An 18129-nucleotide genomic window follows, 5' to 3' on the forward strand; every position below is an offset into this window, starting at 1 on the left:
AGGGCTTAATATAGCTGGAGTTAATCAGGCAGTAACACCGACGGCGTTATTGGAGGCTAATCAGCTCGCCTATCATGTGCAGGGCCAGAGGCTAATCAAGAATGTTTCGCTACAAATTGCCAGCGGCGAAATGGTAGCTATTATCGGGCCGAATGGCGCGGGGAAATCAACCCTGCTGCGCTTGTTAACCGGTTACCTCACCCCTTCTGATGGTGAGTGCCAATTGCTCGGCAAAGATCTGAAGAGCTGGCAGCCACAGGAATTGGCCCGTACCCGTGCAGTCATGCGGCAATACAGCAGTCTGGCTTTTCCATTTAGTGTTAGCGAAGTGATTCAGATGGGCCGTGCCCCTTATGGCGCGGCACAAGATAGGCAAGCTGTAGAAGAGGTGATGGCTCAAACGGACTGTTTGTCACTGGCACAGCGTGACTATCGCGCACTGTCTGGTGGTGAGCAACAACGGGTACAATTAGCCCGCGTATTAGCACAATTGTGGCAACCACAACCGACACCACGCTGGTTGTTCCTTGACGAACCGACCTCCGCATTAGATTTGTATCATCAACAGCATACCCTGCGCCTATTGCGCCAGCTCACCCACCAAGAACCCTTGGCGGTGTGCTGCGTGTTACATGATTTGAATCTGGCCGCACTCTATGCCGATCGTATTTTGCTGCTAGCACAGGGCGAACTGGTGGCCTGTGGCACACCAGCGGAAGTGCTCAATGCCGAGACGCTGACTCGCTGGTATCAGGCAGATTTGGGGATTTCACGCCACCCTGAAACCGCACTACCACAGATCTATCTGCGCCAGTAAATGATACACATTGCGAGGCTCAAAGCGAGCGGCCAGTCAGACTGCCGACAAATCACGATGATGCGATCTGAAGCCGTGAGAATAGGCAAAAGAGTAAAACGTCGCGCCTGGGATGGCGCAGCTCGAACCACCAAGGGCGATTTTACCATCTGCCTATTCTCTGCACCGCCGACACTTTGTCATTAGCCTCACCCGTCTAAGGCTAGCTTTGCTTTTCTAACACCACCTGCGGTTCTGCATCAGCCAACAATTCATAAATTGCCTTACCAACGATTTGCACTGCCCGTTCGATTTCTGCGGTCATTGGTTTGCTGTAGCTGAGCCGCAGGCAATTGCGGTATTTCCCTGAAGCTGAACTAATAAACCCAGCGGCAACCTGTACCCCCTGTGGTAATAAGCAGCGATTAAGCCGCAAGCTATCAAATCCATGAGGCAATTCGACCCAGAGCATAAAGCTGCCCTGCGGCCTGCTCAGACAGGTACTCGGTGGAAAGTATTTCATTACCCAACCGGTCATAATATCGCGGTTACGTTGATATTGGCGGCGCATCCGGCGCAAGTGCTGCATGTAATGCCCTTGCTTGATAAACTCAGCCATCGCCAGTTGTGGCAACGACGCCACCCGCCCGGCAGAAATATATTTCATGTGCAGCGCTTTCTCTAAATAGCGCCCCGGTGCAATCCAACCAATGCGTAAACCAGGTGCCACCGTTTTAGAAAAAGAACTGCACAGCAGTACCCGACCATCATCATCAAATGAGGCAATGGTCGGTGGGCGCGGATATTGATAAGCCAACCCGCCATATACATCATCTTCAATAATCGCCACATCATAGCGCTGAGCTAAGGTCAGTAAAGCCTTCTTGCGTTCGTCCGGCATATTGTAACCCAGAGGGTTATTGCAGGTTGGAGTAAGCTGAATCACTTTGATCGGCCATTGATCCAGTGCCATTTCCAATGCCTCCAGACTGATCCCCACCACCGGATCGGTCGGGATCTCAATCACCTTCATTCCCATCCCTTTCAGGGTTTGCATCGCACCGTGAAAACTGGGGGAATCGATAGCAACAATATCACCGGCCTGACAAACCGCCCCCAATGCGATAGCCAATGCGCCATGGCAGCCAGAAGTAATAATGATATTTTCAGCCGACTGATGATTACCGCTATCCAGCATCAGCCGGGCAATTTGCTCACGCAAAACCGGGGTACCATAAATATTGTCGTACTCCAGCACTTCCTCGCTTTGGTGTAGGCTAATTCGGCTAAGCAATCGACTGAGTATTTTTAGTCCTGGCCCAGACAGGTCGGGCGAACCGACGCCCAAATGGATAACATTCGCTTGATCGCCCCTGGTCAAAAATGCCAGCGTATTTTCCCACTGTGATACCTCTACCGGCCGCTGGGCATGGGTGCATGTCGCCGGTAAGGAAGGCAGGTTTGAACTGCAACGCACGAAATAGCCCGATTTCGCGCGCGCTTCAATTAGCAGGCACTCTTCCAGCTGCCGATAAGCCTGCTGGACGGTACTGATACTGACACCATGCTCGTCACTCAATACTCTGACAGAAGGCAGCCGCTCCCCTGCAATATACAGCCCCTCTTTAATCCGTTGACTAAGAATATCAGCCAGTTGTTGGTAACGAGTCATTGATATCACCTGATAAATTGAGTGGGACCAGTACAGATGGCGCTTATTTGTACCATTCAGTTTATATATCGCATATCTGTATGGAAATAATAGTCCCCATTTGCATCTGTAATGTTTTTCGCCAAAGTTTCATGCTAGTGGCTCACCTAATGACGGGGAGTCGATGATGAATAATATAATTGAAGATCAAATAGATGAATGTTGTTTATCGGCTGCTCGAGCAACGAAAAGCCGCCACAATATTTTTATTCAAGTGTGGCTGAAAGCATACAGATACCTATACCAGTGTAATGAACGACGTAAAACCGCGAATACACTGTCAAGATTGAATTCAGATCAATTAAAGGATATTGGCCTAAGCCGGGATGATATCAAACGGGATTACAGCCGCCCGTTCTGGCGCTGAGTTAGGGTTCTCATGGCAGTAAATAAGCTTAAAGCTGAATAGACTGGCTTCGGTGTAATACCGTACCGAAGCCAGTATTATTAGTTAGAAATCATAACCGACGGTTGCCAGCACTGAGCGCTCAGCACCCCAGTAGCAATAAGAGGTGTTGTAACAGGCTGCGACGTATTTTTTGTCGGCGATATTATTCACATTCAATTGAACAAATGCCCCTTTCAACGACGCAGCCCAAGTGCCTAAATCAGCACGGACAGAGGCATCGCCCAGTGTATAAGAGGGGACGCGCAAAGTATTAGCATCATCAGCCCACTGCTTGCCAATATAGCGGATACCCGCACCAATATTGATGCCGTAACCTGCTTCATATTGCGCCCACAGTGATGCCATATTTGACGGCGCTAATACTGGTGTATTGCCATCATTACCATCAATAGCATCTTTGAATTTCACCCGATTATAGGTATAGCCCGCAATCACACTTAACCGGTCATTAACCTGGCTTCTGGCCTCCAGTTCCAACCCCTGTGAATTAACTTTACCGGCTGGCACAAAATAGGTCGCCGGCACGGCACGGTTTGCCACATCATTTTGTGTCAGGTCATATAAAGCGGCGGAATAGAGTGAAGTGCTGCCCGGCGGCTGATATTTGATACCGACTTCATACTGCTCGCTGGTCATCGGTTTCAATAAGTTTTGTTGGGCATCCGGGAACAGACTTGGCGTGATGGCCTGACTGTAGCTGACATAGGGTGAAATGCCGCTGTCGAAGCTATACAGTAATGCCGCGCGCCCACTGGCATGTTTATCGGTACGTTCATCGGTGCTATTGGCAGTCTTATTAATGTTTTCAGTTTTCATCCGGTCATAACGGCCTGATAGATTCAGGTGCCAATTATCCAGCGTCATTTCATCTTGCAAATAGATGCCACTCTGTTCATAGCGGCGGTTTAAATAGGAGGTGTTGATGCCCGGAGTGGTCAGCAGATAATCGCTATAAAGCGTGCTCCCCGCCGAAATACCGGTGTAAGGGTTCAGTGTGGTCGCAAAAGCGCTGTCGCTGCGCAGATTATTGCTGAACTTCTGGAAATCAAAGCCCAGCATCACCTTATGTTCAACTGCGGCGGTAGCAAAATCAGCACCCAGTTGGTTATCAATAGCAAACGCGTTGAGCGAGGAATCCTCACCGGAATAATAGCGATTCATCAGAGTGCGATCGCTATTCCATCCTCCCTGATAAACCTGTTCTAACTGAGTATTGGAATGGGTGTAACTGGCATTCTGGCGGAATGACCAAACATCATCAAATTTATGTGAAAATTCATAGCTATAGATTTGCTGCCAACGTTTAAATACATTGTGGTTACTTTCGCCATCAAAGAAGCCACGGCTTAATTTCTGCCCATAGATGCTGCCATCAGCCGGCACCGAACTGTGGTAACCACCAGAAGGGTCTTTTTGCAAATTAGCCCGCAATAACAAAGAGGTATTCTCATCCGGCTGCCACAATAATGAGGGTGCGATGGCATAGCGTTCTTCACGCTGATGGTCGTACATGGTGTCACTGTTACGGGTAATCCCGGTGAGGCGAAACGCCCAATGCTCGGATATAGCATCGGTATAATCAAAGGCAACCGCTTGTGTATTGTTATTACCGGCCGTCAGGCGGAAATGGCCTTCAGAAGTAAACTGTGGGCGTTTAGATGTCATCATCACCACACCACCGGGGATACTCTGACCATACAGTGCCGAAGAGGGGCCTTTGATGACATCAATGCGCTCCAGGAACCACGGGTCTACTTGCAACACGTTAAAGCTGCCGCCGTCACTGAGTAAGCGCAGACCATCAAGGAAGGTATTGTTCACATCACCGCCATGGAAACCCCGCAGTGCGATGGTGTCATAGCGGTTGGCTCCGCCGGAAAAACCGGTGAACACGCCAGGAGTGTAATTCAGCGCCTGATTAATCGTAGCGACATTTTGGTCATCCATCTGCTGACGCGTCACCACCGATACCGCCTGGGCGGTAAGAATTAAGGGTTGATCCGTTTTAGTCGCCCCTTTGGTGGTTGTCGCGGTGTAGCCCGAGGTCGGGAGATCAGCAGCATTACCTGCTTTGGCCGTGACTTCTATCGTATCTTCAGCCAGCGAAGCGAAAGGAATACACATCGCCAATGAACATAAAACAGCAGAACGCTTTATTACAAAAATCGAAAACATAGTTATCTTCCCCAGATAATTAGGCATATAAAATAGATGGTTATAACCAGCATCCATTGCTATTTCACAGCGCAATAATATTGCCTGCGTGCCACATATCGTGGGTCCATAAGTTCAGCGCACAATCTATTAAATGAGAGTGTTAATTTCAATGATAATTATTATCTTTATCATTTGAGCGGAAGGAGTAATTATCGGAGTAAGATTATTCCGTAACGTGCAGAATGTGCCACAATGGCGGTCAGGCTGGCTTTAACAGCACACCTATCGGATTTTTGGGTTAATTGTGGCACTCACTTTCAGGCTGATCGGTTTTATGAAAAAGATTGGGTACGTTGTTGCACGTAGAAATTATCCGCTGCTGTGGCTGCTGCTAACGCTTATTTTTGCGTCAATATCAGGTACCAGCGTTGCCGCCATAGCATCAGATGCTGCGGCTGAAAACAGTGAGGCGCCAGTAAAACCGGCAGTATCAGTACAACTGATTAGCCTACAAAAACAGTTGGATAAGCTGAAGCAGAGTGTCTCTGCCAGTACCTCTGATAACCAGTTGAGTGTGCTAAACGAGACCGCACTGGCACTGGCGCGTGATGCTGATATCTTGATAGCCGACCTGAAGCCCAAGCGGGAACAACTGCAAACACAGTTGGAGGTTTTAGGCCCGTTACCTGCCGCCGGAGCATTGGCAGAGACCCCGGTAGTCGCCCAGCAGCGGCGGATATTGAATACCCGTAAAATCCAGTTAGATGGCCAGAATGATCAGGCCCAAGCTATCAAAACCAACGCGGAAAACCTGGCAACACAGATCATCGCGTTACGGCGCACCGCGTTGAAATCACAAATTGCCTTAAATTCTGGCAGCATTTTGGGGGCGAACTTCTGGGCACCGATCGTCAATCCCAATGTTGACGATGACCGCCGACTGAAAGATTTTACCCAAGAACTGGCCGATGCCTGGAGCGCCGCCTGGGAACCCGAATGGCGTTTCGGCACCACGATGTATCTGCTGCTAGCACTCTTAATCAGCATATTTGGTTTTAAATTTCTCGATGTGCTGACCGCCTGGTTTTGTACCAAATGCTTACCACCAGGCCCGCTACGCCGCAGCTTTATGGCCTCAGCCACCACGCTTTGTACGGTGTTGATCACCGTCACAGTGGCGCAATGTATCACTCAAACCTTTACCCGCACGCCGGATGTCTCACAGGTAGTGATGGATTTTGCGCTGGCATTTGTTCAGCTCATGTTCTTCTCAGCTTTAATCGCGGGCCTTGGGCGGGCATTTTTATCCAACCAACGCCCCTCATGGCGGTTGCCTGCCATCGCTGATGAAGTGGCCACATCACTGAGACTATTCCCCCCTCTGCTAGCCAGTTGCATCATGATTTTTGGTGCCCTTGATCAGATGAACAATATGATCAATATCAGTGTGTCTGGGGCCATTTTTAGTAATGGTATTTCGGCGCTGCTGGTGGCGCTTACTGCGGCGATTATTCCGTTACGTGCTAATCGGGTACGGCGTAATCTGGTGGTAAATGGCGAAAAACCTGAAGCCTATTCCACGCTGGCGGGATTGATTCATTTCGCCATCGGCATTACGGCAATAGCCATATTACTGTCATTGTTGGTCGGTTATATCGCACTGGCGAAATTCTTAAGTTACAAGTTGGTGTGGAGCTGTCTGGTCATCGCCTGTTTATATTTATTAGTTCATCTGTGTGTTGATTTGGCGGAAAGCATTTTCTCGCCCACCAGCAGCGCCGGTAAAGCCATTAAACAATCACTGAATATTGATGACCGCCATTTGGCCCAGGCCGCAACGTTACTCTCCGCCTCCAGCAAAGTACTGCTGATATTGTTGGCCATTATCGCATTACTTAATGGCACCTTTGGTTCCACTACCCCGATTTCACTACTGCAAAAAGCGGTAGAGTTATTAAGTGGCGAAGGGCTGGAAAAATTAAATATTGTTCCCACTAACTTATTTAATGCGCTGGTTTGCTTACTGGTCGGCTTATACGTGCTCAAAGCCGCACGGCGTTGGCTGAATAATGAGTTCTTGCCACAAACCCAGATGGATTCCGGTATAAAGACCTCGGCGGTAACGCTTTTCAGTAACATCGGTTACGTGCTGGTGATTCTACTGACCTTATCGGTACTGGGCATCCAATGGAATAAATTAGCCTGGATTGTCAGTGCACTGTCGGTGGGTATCGGCTTTGGCTTGCAGGAGATTGTGAAGAACTTTATTTCCGGCATTATTTTGCTGACCGAACGGCCAGTCAAAGTGGGGGATTTGATCAGTATCAGTGGGGTTGAAGGGGACATTCGCCGCATCAATGTTCGCGCTACCGAGATCCAACTCAGTGACCGCTCAACAGTTATTGTCCCGAACTCCCAATTGATTTCGCAGAATGTGCGTAACGCCACCATGGCTAATGCTCAAGGGGTGGTGACCATTGCCCTGACCTTCCCGCTGGATTTGGATGTTGAACTGGCACAGGCACTGTTGATAGAAGCTTATGAAGAACACGAGTCGATACTTGATACCCCGGCTCCATCAGTGAAATTCAGTCAGTTAAGCCCGGACGGTATTGTCCTCAGTGTGACCGGTCTGGTCCCCAGTCCACGAATGGTCAGTAATACCAAAAGCTCTTTGTTATTCAGCATATTAAAACGGCTTAGGGCCGCAGGCGTGTCTCTTGCGGTGGCAACACCCAGCAAAACCGCAACTGAGTTGAACTAATCGGGTAGACCATGAGTATTATTAATAACAATAATGCTCATGGCCACCTAATCACTTATTTCGCCTCACTCAAACTAAACACTTTCAGATTACGCCCCAGCCACTGAGCAGATAAGGCATTAATCCCAAAGGAAAAATCAGATCCATAGACTTACTTATCTCAGCGCTGAATCAAATAACGAATCGTAGGACCGTCCTGCTGAATATCCAGCACGGTATAGCCGTAGTTTCGCGCATCCAATGGGATATTATTAATCGATTGCGGACAGTCGCTGATCACTTCCAGAATTTCGCCCGGCTTCAGTTGCGGCATGGCTTCTAGCGTCGCTACCGCGGGATATGGGCACGGTTCACCCACCATATCCAAGCGGTAATCAGGTACGATGACGGTCGTTGTCGATGAGGAATGACTCATAGTAGCTCCTTAGCCAGAACGGATGTGGCCGCTTTCTGTTTACGGAAGAAACGTTTTTCCCACCACAGCATGGCAGCAAAGGCAATGGCTAACATCAGGTAAGTCACCAACAATCCGCCTATTGGCCCGAAGGTCTGCAACAAGTTCACCTTGTCATAATTGGTCGCCAAAGCAGGGGCGAAATCATCCCAATAATAGGCCAAAATGGTCGCGCCGATAATGTTACCCAGCCCCACCCACCAATAGTGAATCTGCCCTTCGACCGCGCGATACATCCAGCCGGTTTCACAGCCTCCGGCCAGCACGATACCAAAACCAAACAGCAAACCGCCAATCACCGCGTTCGGCCCGGCCCACAAAATCTTAGGTGCTACCCCCAGTTGGACATAACTGAAAATACCAATCGCACTGACCGCCATCCCAAGAATAATGGCCTTTGCCATGTGAGTACGCCCGGTTATCCACAAGTCACGGAACGCAGAGGTAAAACAAATTTGCGCACGTTCAATCAGCAAGCCAAAACCAATACCGCACAACATGGCGATGCCCAGTTTTGGCTGACGGAACAGCTCAATCAACGACCAGCTTAGTGCCAGAACAAACACCACCATACCAAGGCGAAAACGGCGTGCGGCGCGGGCCGGATGCTGCGTCAAGGGCGATGCAGCCGTCACTTTTTGTAACTTTACCGGGATGCGAAACAGAGGTAACAGCGTAAATTTGGCACCAAAGTAGGAGCCGGCCGCCGTCGCAAGGGCAAAGAACCAGGCATGTAGTGAAAACTGTGGAATCCCGGTAAAGAAAGCCGCCAAATTGCAGCCCATCGCCAGACGAGCACCAAAACCCGCAATAATGCCGCCAACCAGCGCTTGTGCGATGCGAATACCGTGTTGAGGCTTGCGCAACTTAACGTTGTTAGCCCACAGAGCCGCCGCGATACATCCGGCAAACATGCCGATAATCATCATGCCATCAATACGATCTAACGGCGTCCCCTCCAATCCGATAACTTTAAAGTAACCCCACTCTTGCGGATGCGCGCCAAACAACTGCATGAGGTGGCCTCCCCAGCGGGTAAACTCGCCAGTCACCGCCCAAAAGGTGCCAGTTAAGCCGAAGTAATAAGTCGATAAGATACCAGCAGCAATGACCGCCGGTAGTGGCGCCCAAAAGCGCACCAGATATTGAGATTTAAATGCTTGCCAGCTCACACTGACACCTCCAAATAGATACTGTCACTTGCGATATCAAGACTATTCGCGGCGACGATAAAATAGACCTAGATATAATAAGCCAATTATCCATTCAATGAAGTATGTTGTGACGTAAGTTAGATGTTAATCAAAGGTTACGTCAGTAACAGTGCCGGAGAGGCAGGAAACATCCACGATCAGCCATCTTCACCCGCTGGCAACTGGTAATCCAATGCCAATGCCAAGCGCAGGATAGCCGCCACCGGCTCGAAGAATTGCTCTGGTATGGTATCGCCACAGGCCACATCGCGGTGTAATGCCCGTGCCAGCGCAATATTTTCCACCACCGGGATACCCTGCTCCTCTGCTAATGCAATGATCAGCGCGGCCTGTTCGCCATGACCCTTTTCAATCACCACGGGCAAGGGTGCATCATCAGCGTGATAAAACAGGCAAACTGCAAAATGGGTGGGATTACGGACCACTGCGGTAGAGCGTCTGACGTTTTTTGCGAAACTGCCACTTTGCACTTCATGCTGTAACTGCCGGCGTTTCTGTTTGATATGTGGGTCTCCGTTGCTGTCTTTATGTTCCCGCTTGATTTCTTCCAGAGACATTTTGAGTTGTTTCATGATGTTATAGCGTTGAAAGGCATAATCCATCAAAGAGAAAACCACATAACAGGCAACCAGAGCACCCAGTAGCCAGCTCATTAATGTGGCAAAGACGGGGATCGCACAGCGACTTCCGCAGTAAGCCAGATAACCAAAAGAAACCGCATAGTGCAGCAATAAATAGCCGAAAATCAGCGTGAGCACCCCTACTTTCAATAAAGATTTGATTAACTCGAACACACTGCGCAGTGAGAATAATTGTTTGGCATTATTGATTGGATTGATGTGTTCGCCTTTAAACTCTACCGCTTTGGTTGCCAATAACGGCCCGACCTGCGCGATACCGGCAAGAATGGTGACTAAAATCAGCGCACCGCCTAATATCCCCATAATATGAATAAGTACTGCCATGCACTCCGCACCAATGCGGGCCAGTGCCATGGTCAACGGTTGTTGTAATTGGCTGATTGAACTACGGATAAGCGCGACGGCCTGATCGACCAACGTGTAGCCGGTCAGGAGAAAGTAAACCACCAGCACCACTAACTGGGCGCCGGAGGTTATCTCAACACTTTTAATCACCTGCCCTTTCTCCCGAGCTTCCTTCAGGCGTTTCGCGGTAGGTTTTTCGTTCTTTTCACTGCTCTCACCCCCCATCGGCAGCCCCATTGATCAACGGGATCAGTGTGTTTATCTTCTGTTCGGTCTGGTTAATCCCCACCAGATAGTGATGTAGGGCATAAGGCAGGCTAATCAGTAACAAAAGCAGAGCCAATGCGCTTTTAATCGGCATCGCCAGAAAGAAAACATTCAGTTGTTGTGCCGAGCGATTGATTAATCCTAAAGATAAATCAGCTAATACCATCACCAGCATCGCGGGTAACGCAAAGCTCAGACAGAGTTCCTGCATCAGTAGCCACTCACTTTGTAGAAAGTGCAGCATCGCTGATGAGGGGCGAATACCACTGCCAGCAGGCAGAATCTCATAGGAGCCATAGAGTGCTGCCAATACCAGATTGAAACCGCCAGATAATAAAAACAGTACGGTTAATATTTGCGTAAACAACACACCAAAAATAGAGGATTCCATGCCCATACTGGGGTTAAACAAAGTGGACATGGTGGCACCACGCAGAGTATCAATCAGGAACCCCGCCATATCGATGGCCCAGAAAGGCAGCGCCGCGACAAAGCCAATCATCACCCCAATCAATAGCTCAACACACAGCCCCCCAAACCAACCGATGAGGCTATCGTGGGTTATCAGTGGCAGGGAGAAAAACAGTGGCGTGACCGGCAAAGCTATGGCAAAAACCAGGCCGTTACGCAATAAGCTACTGCCCAGACTGCGCGCAGTAAACAGGGGTAATATCAGCAACATGCCGTAAGGGCGCATCATCGCCAACCCCAGCGCCTCAAGCCAGTACAGAGAGTCTGGCATCTCAGGACCGCATACTGGTGATTTGCAGAAAAGTCTGCTGGGTATAATTCAGCAGTGTCGACCCCATCCAATGGTAGGTAATCAATAACGTGGCTGACACCGCCAGTAATTTAATCAAAAATTGTAATGTCTGATCCTGGATTTGGGTGAGTGCCTGCAACAAACTGACAATTAACCCGACCACGGAGGCCACCACCACCACCGGCATCGAGAGCAGTAACACTATCCATAACAGTTGGGTCGCCAGATGAACAACAATGGCATTACTCATTGATACATCCCTCGGTCGAGAGTCATAAATACGACCCCACCAACTGACCCAGTAGTAATCCCCAACCATCAATAAGAATAAAAATCAATAACTTGAATGGGAGTGAAATGGTAATGGGTGACACCATCATCATGCCCATGGCCAACAGAATATTGGACACAATTAAGTCGATCGCCACAAACGGCAAATAGAGCAACAACCCGATTTTGAATGCTTCAGTCAGTTGGGTTAGCGTAAATGCGGGCATTAATATCAGCAGTGAATTGGGTTTTACACTATTGCGATAGCGTTCGGGCCATTTGGTTTGGACGATATCGTTAAAAAAAGTGACTTGTTCTGTATCGGTATTACGTTGTAAAAAATCGCGGTATGGCGCCAGAGCATGCTCATCAATTTGCTGTAGCAAAGCGCCAATGTCGTTGGGGAGCGGCTCATCTTGCAGTCGGGCATGCACATCTAAGCCAACCGGTGCCATGATGAAAATGGTTAACACCAAGGCCAGTCCATAAATAGCGATATTAGGAGGCACCTGCTGAACACCCAGCGCATTGCGTAACAAAGAAAAAACTATCGATAGTTTGAGGAATGAAGTGCCCATCACCATCAGCAGTGGCAGCACCGACAGCAAAAAAAGCAGGACAATCAATTGAGAGGACGAATTCAGTAACTCCATAATCGGTTCCGCAAAAGGCTGGCCTGTTGAGTAAAAACAATACCCACAGTATTTGCCCAGCCCGCCTTAGCCGGAATCAGGTCATGACCTGAATAACCTCAGTGCCTCAGCCCAACAGCAGCGCATTCTCAAGGACGAGCGGTGAGAAACCATTGCTCAATGCGCACAATTAACTGCTCATCACAACACAACAGGCTGCCACTGCCGACCGATTGCCCGTGCAAACGAATATTCACTTCGCCGTAGAAGGCAGTTTTACAGTCCAGTGTTTGCCCGACGGCTAACTGTTTGATATCACGCAGCGGCAGTGTCAACCGCCCTATTTCCATGACGAGTGTCTGCGGTAATTGCTCTAGCGCCACCGCCGGTGGCTCTTGGGTCACAGTGGCAATATCCAGCGCCAGCAACCGGTCAATATCGTCATTAACCTGTTGAATTGTCATTTTGTTTCCATCCTCTAATTTGATATAAATCTGCGCGGATGCCATCGGCCATAACCAACAATTCCGCTGTTCCAGTTCAGCGGCCGCCAGTATCCGCACCCCATCTCCAGGCCTGATTTGTTGCAACTGGTGTAAGGATAAATGACTCCAACCAACCACTAAGCCAGCTTGCCAGACAGCATCTTGCTGCGCGGGTAGCGCCTCACTCTGCCAGTGAGATAACCTTTCTATCAATGCCACCGGCGGCCAGTTACACAGCACGACACTGAGTTGCTGCCCTTCCAGTTCGAAAGTCAGCCCCACCGCCCACTGCGTTAGCAGTGTCATCGCCTGAGGAGTAATGTCATGAAGGACCAACTCGGGTAGTGACGCAAGCAGTGGACTGACGGCCCAATGCGCCATTGCATTCACCAATTCTGCCGCCAGAAGAGGAGCATCATCCGTTGCCAGCGCATAGGCCAGCCAGTGCTGCCAACATGACTGCGATAACCACAAACCACATTCCTGCCCATTAAATTGCAGTGGCAGATAAACCCCCTCTCCCCCAGCTTTGATGAAGGTTGCAGACACCCCAGCCGAATGCCGTCCATGGCCAATCACGGCGCTGAGTTGGCGTAATTCAGCCGTCAGACTCTCGAACATGGATGACCTCCAACCAGCAGGGGAAGCCTAACAAATGCAGTTGCCGTTGCCAGCGCGACTGTATACGTTGCAAACGTTCAACCAATTCACCATTGGTGTGACTGAGCACAATATTTAACCCCTGAACAGCCAGGCTGACACTGACCCTTGTCCCACGCAACGGCCCACTGGCAATGCAGTAATCAGTGGATATCAAGCCACGGTCTCTCACCGTGGTAATTGCATCGGCCATCTCCGCCATGGGAAGAACACGCGGAGAGAGATAACGGGCAAATTGCTGTTTTTGTCTCTCATTAGCGACCCGCGGCTGCGAATCCCCGCCCAAATAATGCTCACTGAGCAGAGGTAATGCACCTTCAATATCGATTCGACTCATCTTTTATTAACATCCGTAATTTTTCCTGTTCACGCTGATTACTCCGTATCAGCGCCTGTTGTGCTGCAATTGCGTCCTGTTGTTGCAGCCCCAGAGCGTGCAACGCGCTAATTTGCTTTTGCTGCTGCCGCTCCGCCTGATACATCTGATGTTGTAAAACTCTCTGCTGCTCCGCTTGTGCGGGGAGCAGCCTACCGCGCCATTGCGCAAGCTGTTGTAACTGCTGACATAACTGATGGCGTTCGCGACGGCACTGTATCAATTGCAGTTCCTGCTGCTGCTGTTCTTGCTGCCAACGGAACAGTTGTTGGCGTAACCGGCGCTCTTTGCGTTGCCGTAAACAGAGCAAGCGCTGCAAGATATCCAGCGCGGAGTGGTTCAATTGATTATTTGGCCGAGTTGTTCCAAGGTGTGGTTGAGGCTGACGGCGTCGGGATGGCACGATAAGACGTTCTCCTGTTGCAAAAAGGCGCAGACCTTCGGGTAACGTTGCAGTGCGTCATCAGCCTGCGGGTCTTGCCCCGCCTGATATTCACCCACGCGAACCAACAGTTCGATCTCTTGATAGCAGGCTTGTATTTGGCGCAGTTTCTGTGCCAGCGCCAGATGTTCTACCGTGACGATTTGCGGCATGATACGGCTAACACTGGCAGCGATATCGATAGCCGGATAGTGCCCGGCACCGGCCAGTCGGCGGGATAGCACAATGTGCCCATCCAACAGCGAACGTACCTCATCTGCCACCGGCTCATTCATATCGTCCCCTTCCACCAGTACGGTGTAAAAAGCGGTGATACTGCCGCATTCACTGTTACCGGCCCGCTCCAATAAGCGGGGTAATGCCGCAAAGACGCTGGGAGGGAAGCTGCCCGCCGCAGGCAGTTCCCCGGCCGCCAGCCCTATTTCTCGGGCCGCTCTGGCATAGCGGGTTAGCGAATCCACCATTAACAACACTTTCAACCCGCGCTCACGGAAGTATTCGGCCACGGTAGTAGCAGTATAAATACCCTTCAGCCGCTCCAGAGCCGGACGATCAGAGGTTGCGACTACCACTACGGTGCGAGCACGGGTTTCAGGGGTGAGCACCTGGTCAAGAAACTCCCGCACTTCACGGCCACGTTCACCAATTAACGCCAACACCATGACATCCGCATTGCTGCCCGCACAGAGCATACTCAGCAAGCTACTTTTCCCGACACCTGCCGCCGCAAAAATACCGACTCGCTGCCCCTCACCGCAGCTCAATACGCCATCAATGGCCCGGATCCCGGTGGTCAGTATTTGCCGAATCGGCTGGCGGGTTAGTGGCTCCGGGGGTTGGCAATCCAACTCACGCCAATGCCCGATAACCGGAGGGCCGCCATCCATGGCGACACCCAAACCATCCAAAACTCGCCCAACCAGTGATGGCCCCACCTTGACACGGTGGGTATGCCCAAGTGGTGACACCCACTGACCGCTGCGCAAACCGGCTGAAGAGGCGAATGGCGATAGCAACGCGGTCTGTTGTTCAATAGCGACCACTTCGGCCAGCATGCCCGGTGACGCAATACGGCATAACTCCCCCAGCGCCACACCGGGCAGATTGGCGCGTAATAGGGTTGGGCCAACATCCAATATTGGCCCGCGATAGGCCATACCATCCGGCGGCAGAGACGATAAGCGCAATTGCTGATGCAACTGAGCACTTAGTGTTGGACTATCAGGCAGCTTCATCAAGTTCATCACCAATCAACTCAATAGTGCCGGCCACCTTGATATTCATCTCATCACCCAATTCCTGCCAGGAAAGTACCGGCAGCGTGAAAATATCCCGCTCAACTATTTTGCGCAGAAAACGCCGTACATCGATGGCGGTCAGCAGGACAACATCACTGTTTTGTGCAACAGCGGCTTTTATCTTGTCGAGGATCAAACGTGAGTGTTTATCGGCTAACGCCGAGTAAGCACCCGCAGAGGTTTGGCGAATGGATTCACGAATCAAGTTCTCAGCCCCCTCTCCCAGCCGCAATACCGGTAACCAGACGCTGTTTTTACTGAACCGGCGACACACATGGCGGCGTAAGGCGATGCGCACGTACTCGGTTAACATGACACTGTCTTTCTCTTTCGGTGCCCAGACCACCAGCGCGCCGAAAATGGTGCGCAAATCCCGGATCGATACATCCTCCTCCACTAGCCGTTGCAGTATCTCTGCAACTTTGCCCAGCGGCATCTGGCGCTGTAGTTCTTTCACTAATTCCCCGTAGCGCCCTTCCATCGCATCCATCAGATAACGGGTTTCCTGCACACCAATAAATTCGGCTGTATGTCGCTCGAATACCCGTGTCAGACAAGAGATAATACGTTTATGCCCTTGTACATATGGGATGCCCAGGATGCTGGCATGGCTGCCCTGATCTGCGGCTAACCACTCAAAAGTGCCCATTCTGCTGCCTAACCTTTGGCTGCGCGTCTCTAGCTGGGCACTGGGCTGAGTCAGTAGCAACTCATCTGATGGTAATGTCAGTTCCAGCACTTGCTCCTGATAGACCCGGATCGATAAGCTGTTCTCAATTAAGGTAGGATCACTGCGGATCTCCACCTCCGGCAATGGCACGCCAAGATGCTCAAACCAGCGCCAGCGCAAGCTATCAATATCTCGGGCCAACTCGGGATAATCCAGGTTAGGCGCGCAATGCAACATCAAGGGTACCGCTCCTGGTGTCATTGCATGGTCCGCAGATAAGCCACTGTCACCAGCCCCCGTTACCGTACCTCTGTGCCGTATTGACTGATTCTTGCGATAGAGTAAAAAGGCCGGCGCGGCCACCAGCGCCGCCAGTATGATAAAGATCAGGAATGGAAAACCGGGTAACAAAGCAAAAACAGTCAGGATGGCGGCGGCTAACCATAAAGCATCTGGCTGACGCCCCACTTGTACCGCCAGATCTTTAGCCAAACTCTGCTTATCGCCGCCAGGAACGCGGGTCACAATAATCCCAGCGGTAATGGAGATAAGTAACGATGGGATTTGGGCACATAGCCCATCGCCAACCGAGAGCACCGCATAGGTGATCATCGCCTGTTCCGCCGACATATTATGTTGCAACACACCGATGGTGATGCCGCCAATAATATTCACCAGAATGACAATAATCCCGGCAATAGCATCGCCTTTAACGAACTTCATCGCGCCGTCCATCGCCCCAAACAACCGGCTCTCTTTTTGTACTCTATCCCTTAGCCGCCCGGCCTCGGCCGCATCAATCACGCCCGCCCGCATATCACCATCAATACTCATTTGCTTACCGGGCATGCCATCAAGCGAGAAACGGGCGCTGACCTCTGCCACTCGCTCTGAGCCTTTGGTAATCACGATAAACTGGACCACGGTGATAATAGTAAAAATGATCAACCCCACAGCCAGATTACCGCCAACCACAAACTGACCGAATGCCTCGACAATTTCACCGGCATCATGCTGGAGCAGCACTAAGCGCGTAGTACTGATAGTCAGCGCCAAGCGATAGAGCGTGGTAATCAGCAATAACGACGGGAAAACCGAGAATTCGAGTGGATCGCGCAGGTAAATCGAGATCATTAGCAGGATGACTGAGAAAGCCAGATTGATCGCAATCAGCAGATCTACCAACACGGTTGGCAGAGGCAGGATCATCATAAAGATCGCTACCAACAGCATGATCGCCAGAAAAATATCCTGCCGCGCAGTTATCATCAGCAAGCCACGTATCAACGCCGATTGCCTCATGGACATGCTCCCGGCAGGCGGCACAGCAAGGCGCACTGCTGCCGGTAGAGCTGATACCAAAACTCAGCATCGGACAATGCCGGCGGGGAGCAACTGACCATAATACCCATTTTCAGTAAGTAGATACGCTGTGGCACGCCATTAAATCGCTCAAGCCGCCAGCATTGCTGGAGCCGCAGCAGATCATCATGGTTGTAGTGCCGTTGTTGTAAACCGCAAGTGAGCAGTAACCTTGATGCTCGCCACTCAAGGAAAATAATCCGTTTTTCTATCTGCCACTGCATGCGAGAGGTGATTGCCGAGCAGGGCAATTCCGCCATGCGGATAAACATTTGAAGGTTACGGGTAACAACTAAATCCATCTCCATAACCAGTGTCCTTTTGATGCAACTTTTCGCTATACATAATAGATTTCAAAATTCAGACCGGCGGCAAGCAAGAGACAAATCGGTTGTGGCCGGGTCGTGAGCGCA

The 18129-nt window shown here is 50.6% G+C and carries 17 protein-coding genes; 3 read left to right on the forward strand and 14 right to left on the reverse strand.

The genetic code is table 11. The annotated features are described in order from the left end of the window. Positions 1-10: 10 nt before the first annotated feature. Positions 11-817: a heme ABC transporter ATP-binding protein gene (locus V2A85_RS05150; RefSeq protein ID WP_420071011.1), complete on the forward strand. Its 807-nt coding sequence runs from the start codon at positions 11-13 to the stop codon at positions 815-817. Positions 818-1019: 202 nt separating this feature from the next. On the opposite strand, the gene V2A85_RS05155 is transcribed toward V2A85_RS05150, so the two are convergent. Then, positions 1020-2468: a PLP-dependent aminotransferase family protein gene (locus tag V2A85_RS05155; RefSeq protein ID WP_372559966.1), complete on the reverse strand. Its 1449-nt coding sequence runs from the start codon at positions 2466-2468 to the stop codon at positions 1020-1022. A 166-nt stretch (positions 2469-2634) separates the two neighbouring features. Here V2A85_RS05155 and V2A85_RS05160 point away from each other — a divergent pair, with 166 nt between their 5' ends. Continuing rightward, entirely contained in the window at positions 2635-2874 is a 240-nt protein-coding gene (locus V2A85_RS05160; RefSeq protein ID WP_372559967.1) for a DUF1127 domain-containing protein, read from the forward strand. Positions 2875-2958: 84 nt separating this feature from the next. On the opposite strand, the gene V2A85_RS05165 is transcribed toward V2A85_RS05160, so the two are convergent. Beyond that, positions 2959-5091 carry a TonB-dependent siderophore receptor gene (locus V2A85_RS05165; protein WP_420070996.1) on the reverse strand — a complete coding sequence of 711 codons (2133 nt, stop codon included), beginning with the start codon at positions 5089-5091 and terminating at the stop codon, positions 2959-2961. A 286-nt stretch (positions 5092-5377) separates the two neighbouring features. Between V2A85_RS05165 and V2A85_RS05170 the strand changes: the two genes are divergently transcribed. Beyond that, positions 5378-7837: a DUF3772 domain-containing protein gene (locus V2A85_RS05170; protein WP_372559969.1), complete on the forward strand. Its 2460-nt coding sequence runs from the start codon at positions 5378-5380 to the stop codon at positions 7835-7837. Between the two features lie 160 nt (positions 7838-7997). On the opposite strand, the gene yedF is transcribed toward V2A85_RS05170, so the two are convergent. From yedF to V2A85_RS05230, 12 genes are all read right to left on the reverse strand, one after another. Continuing rightward, the gene (gene yedF, locus V2A85_RS05175; RefSeq protein ID WP_083161077.1) at positions 7998-8252 is read right to left on the reverse strand and encodes a sulfurtransferase-like selenium metabolism protein YedF; all 255 of its coding nucleotides are present in this window, start codon (positions 8250-8252) and stop codon (positions 7998-8000) included. Further along, positions 8249-9463, reverse strand: a complete 1215-nt coding sequence (yedE, locus tag V2A85_RS05180; RefSeq protein ID WP_372559970.1) for a selenium metabolism membrane protein YedE/FdhT — start codon at positions 9461-9463, stop codon at positions 8249-8251. Before yedE ends, yedF begins: the two co-directional genes overlap by 4 nt. Positions 9464-9642: 179 nt before the next feature. Continuing rightward, positions 9643-10716: an EscU/YscU/HrcU family type III secretion system export apparatus switch protein gene (locus V2A85_RS05185; protein WP_420070997.1), complete on the reverse strand. Its 1074-nt coding sequence runs from the start codon at positions 10714-10716 to the stop codon at positions 9643-9645. Then, positions 10706-11500, reverse strand: coding sequence for a type III secretion system export apparatus subunit SctT (gene sctT / locus V2A85_RS05190; protein WP_372559972.1), 795 nt, complete (start codon positions 11498-11500; stop codon positions 10706-10708). The genes V2A85_RS05185 and sctT overlap by 11 nt, the downstream gene beginning before the upstream one ends. A gap of 1 nt (position 11501) precedes the next feature. Beyond that, positions 11502-11771, reverse strand: a complete 270-nt coding sequence (locus tag V2A85_RS05195; RefSeq protein WP_050085721.1) for an EscS/YscS/HrcS family type III secretion system export apparatus protein — start codon at positions 11769-11771, stop codon at positions 11502-11504. A 22-nt stretch (positions 11772-11793) separates the two neighbouring features. Continuing rightward, positions 11794-12444 (reverse strand): type III secretion system export apparatus subunit SctR, encoded by a 651-nt coding sequence (gene sctR / locus V2A85_RS05200; RefSeq protein WP_372559973.1) that lies wholly within the window; start codon positions 12442-12444, stop codon positions 11794-11796. Between the two features lie 128 nt (positions 12445-12572). Further along, the gene (locus V2A85_RS05205) at positions 12573-13529 is read right to left on the reverse strand and encodes a YscQ/HrcQ family type III secretion apparatus protein (protein WP_372559974.1); all 957 of its coding nucleotides are present in this window, start codon (positions 13527-13529) and stop codon (positions 12573-12575) included. Continuing rightward, positions 13507-13905 (reverse strand): hypothetical protein, encoded by a 399-nt coding sequence (locus V2A85_RS05210; RefSeq protein ID WP_420070998.1) that lies wholly within the window; start codon positions 13903-13905, stop codon positions 13507-13509. Before V2A85_RS05210 ends, V2A85_RS05205 begins: the two co-directional genes overlap by 23 nt. Continuing rightward, positions 13886-14287, reverse strand: coding sequence for a type III secretion protein (locus V2A85_RS05215; RefSeq protein WP_420070999.1), 402 nt, complete (start codon positions 14285-14287; stop codon positions 13886-13888). The genes V2A85_RS05210 and V2A85_RS05215 overlap by 20 nt, the downstream gene beginning before the upstream one ends. After that, on the reverse strand, positions 14284-15621 hold the full coding sequence (locus tag V2A85_RS05220; RefSeq protein WP_420071000.1) for an EscN/YscN/HrcN family type III secretion system ATPase: 1338 nt from the start codon (positions 15619-15621) through the stop codon (positions 14284-14286). Before V2A85_RS05220 ends, V2A85_RS05215 begins: the two co-directional genes overlap by 4 nt. Further along, positions 15608-17656, reverse strand: coding sequence for an EscV/YscV/HrcV family type III secretion system export apparatus protein (locus V2A85_RS05225; protein ID WP_420071001.1), 2049 nt, complete (start codon positions 17654-17656; stop codon positions 15608-15610). Before V2A85_RS05225 ends, V2A85_RS05220 begins: the two co-directional genes overlap by 14 nt. Continuing rightward, positions 17653-18024 (reverse strand): type III secretion system protein, encoded by a 372-nt coding sequence (locus V2A85_RS05230; protein ID WP_372559978.1) that lies wholly within the window; start codon positions 18022-18024, stop codon positions 17653-17655. Before V2A85_RS05230 ends, V2A85_RS05225 begins: the two co-directional genes overlap by 4 nt. Positions 18025-18129 lie beyond the last annotated feature (105 nt).

Source organism: Yersinia sp. 1252 StPb PI (assembly GCF_048593885.1).
GTDB classification, from domain to species: domain Bacteria; phylum Pseudomonadota; class Gammaproteobacteria; order Enterobacterales; family Enterobacteriaceae; genus Yersinia; species Yersinia enterocolitica_E.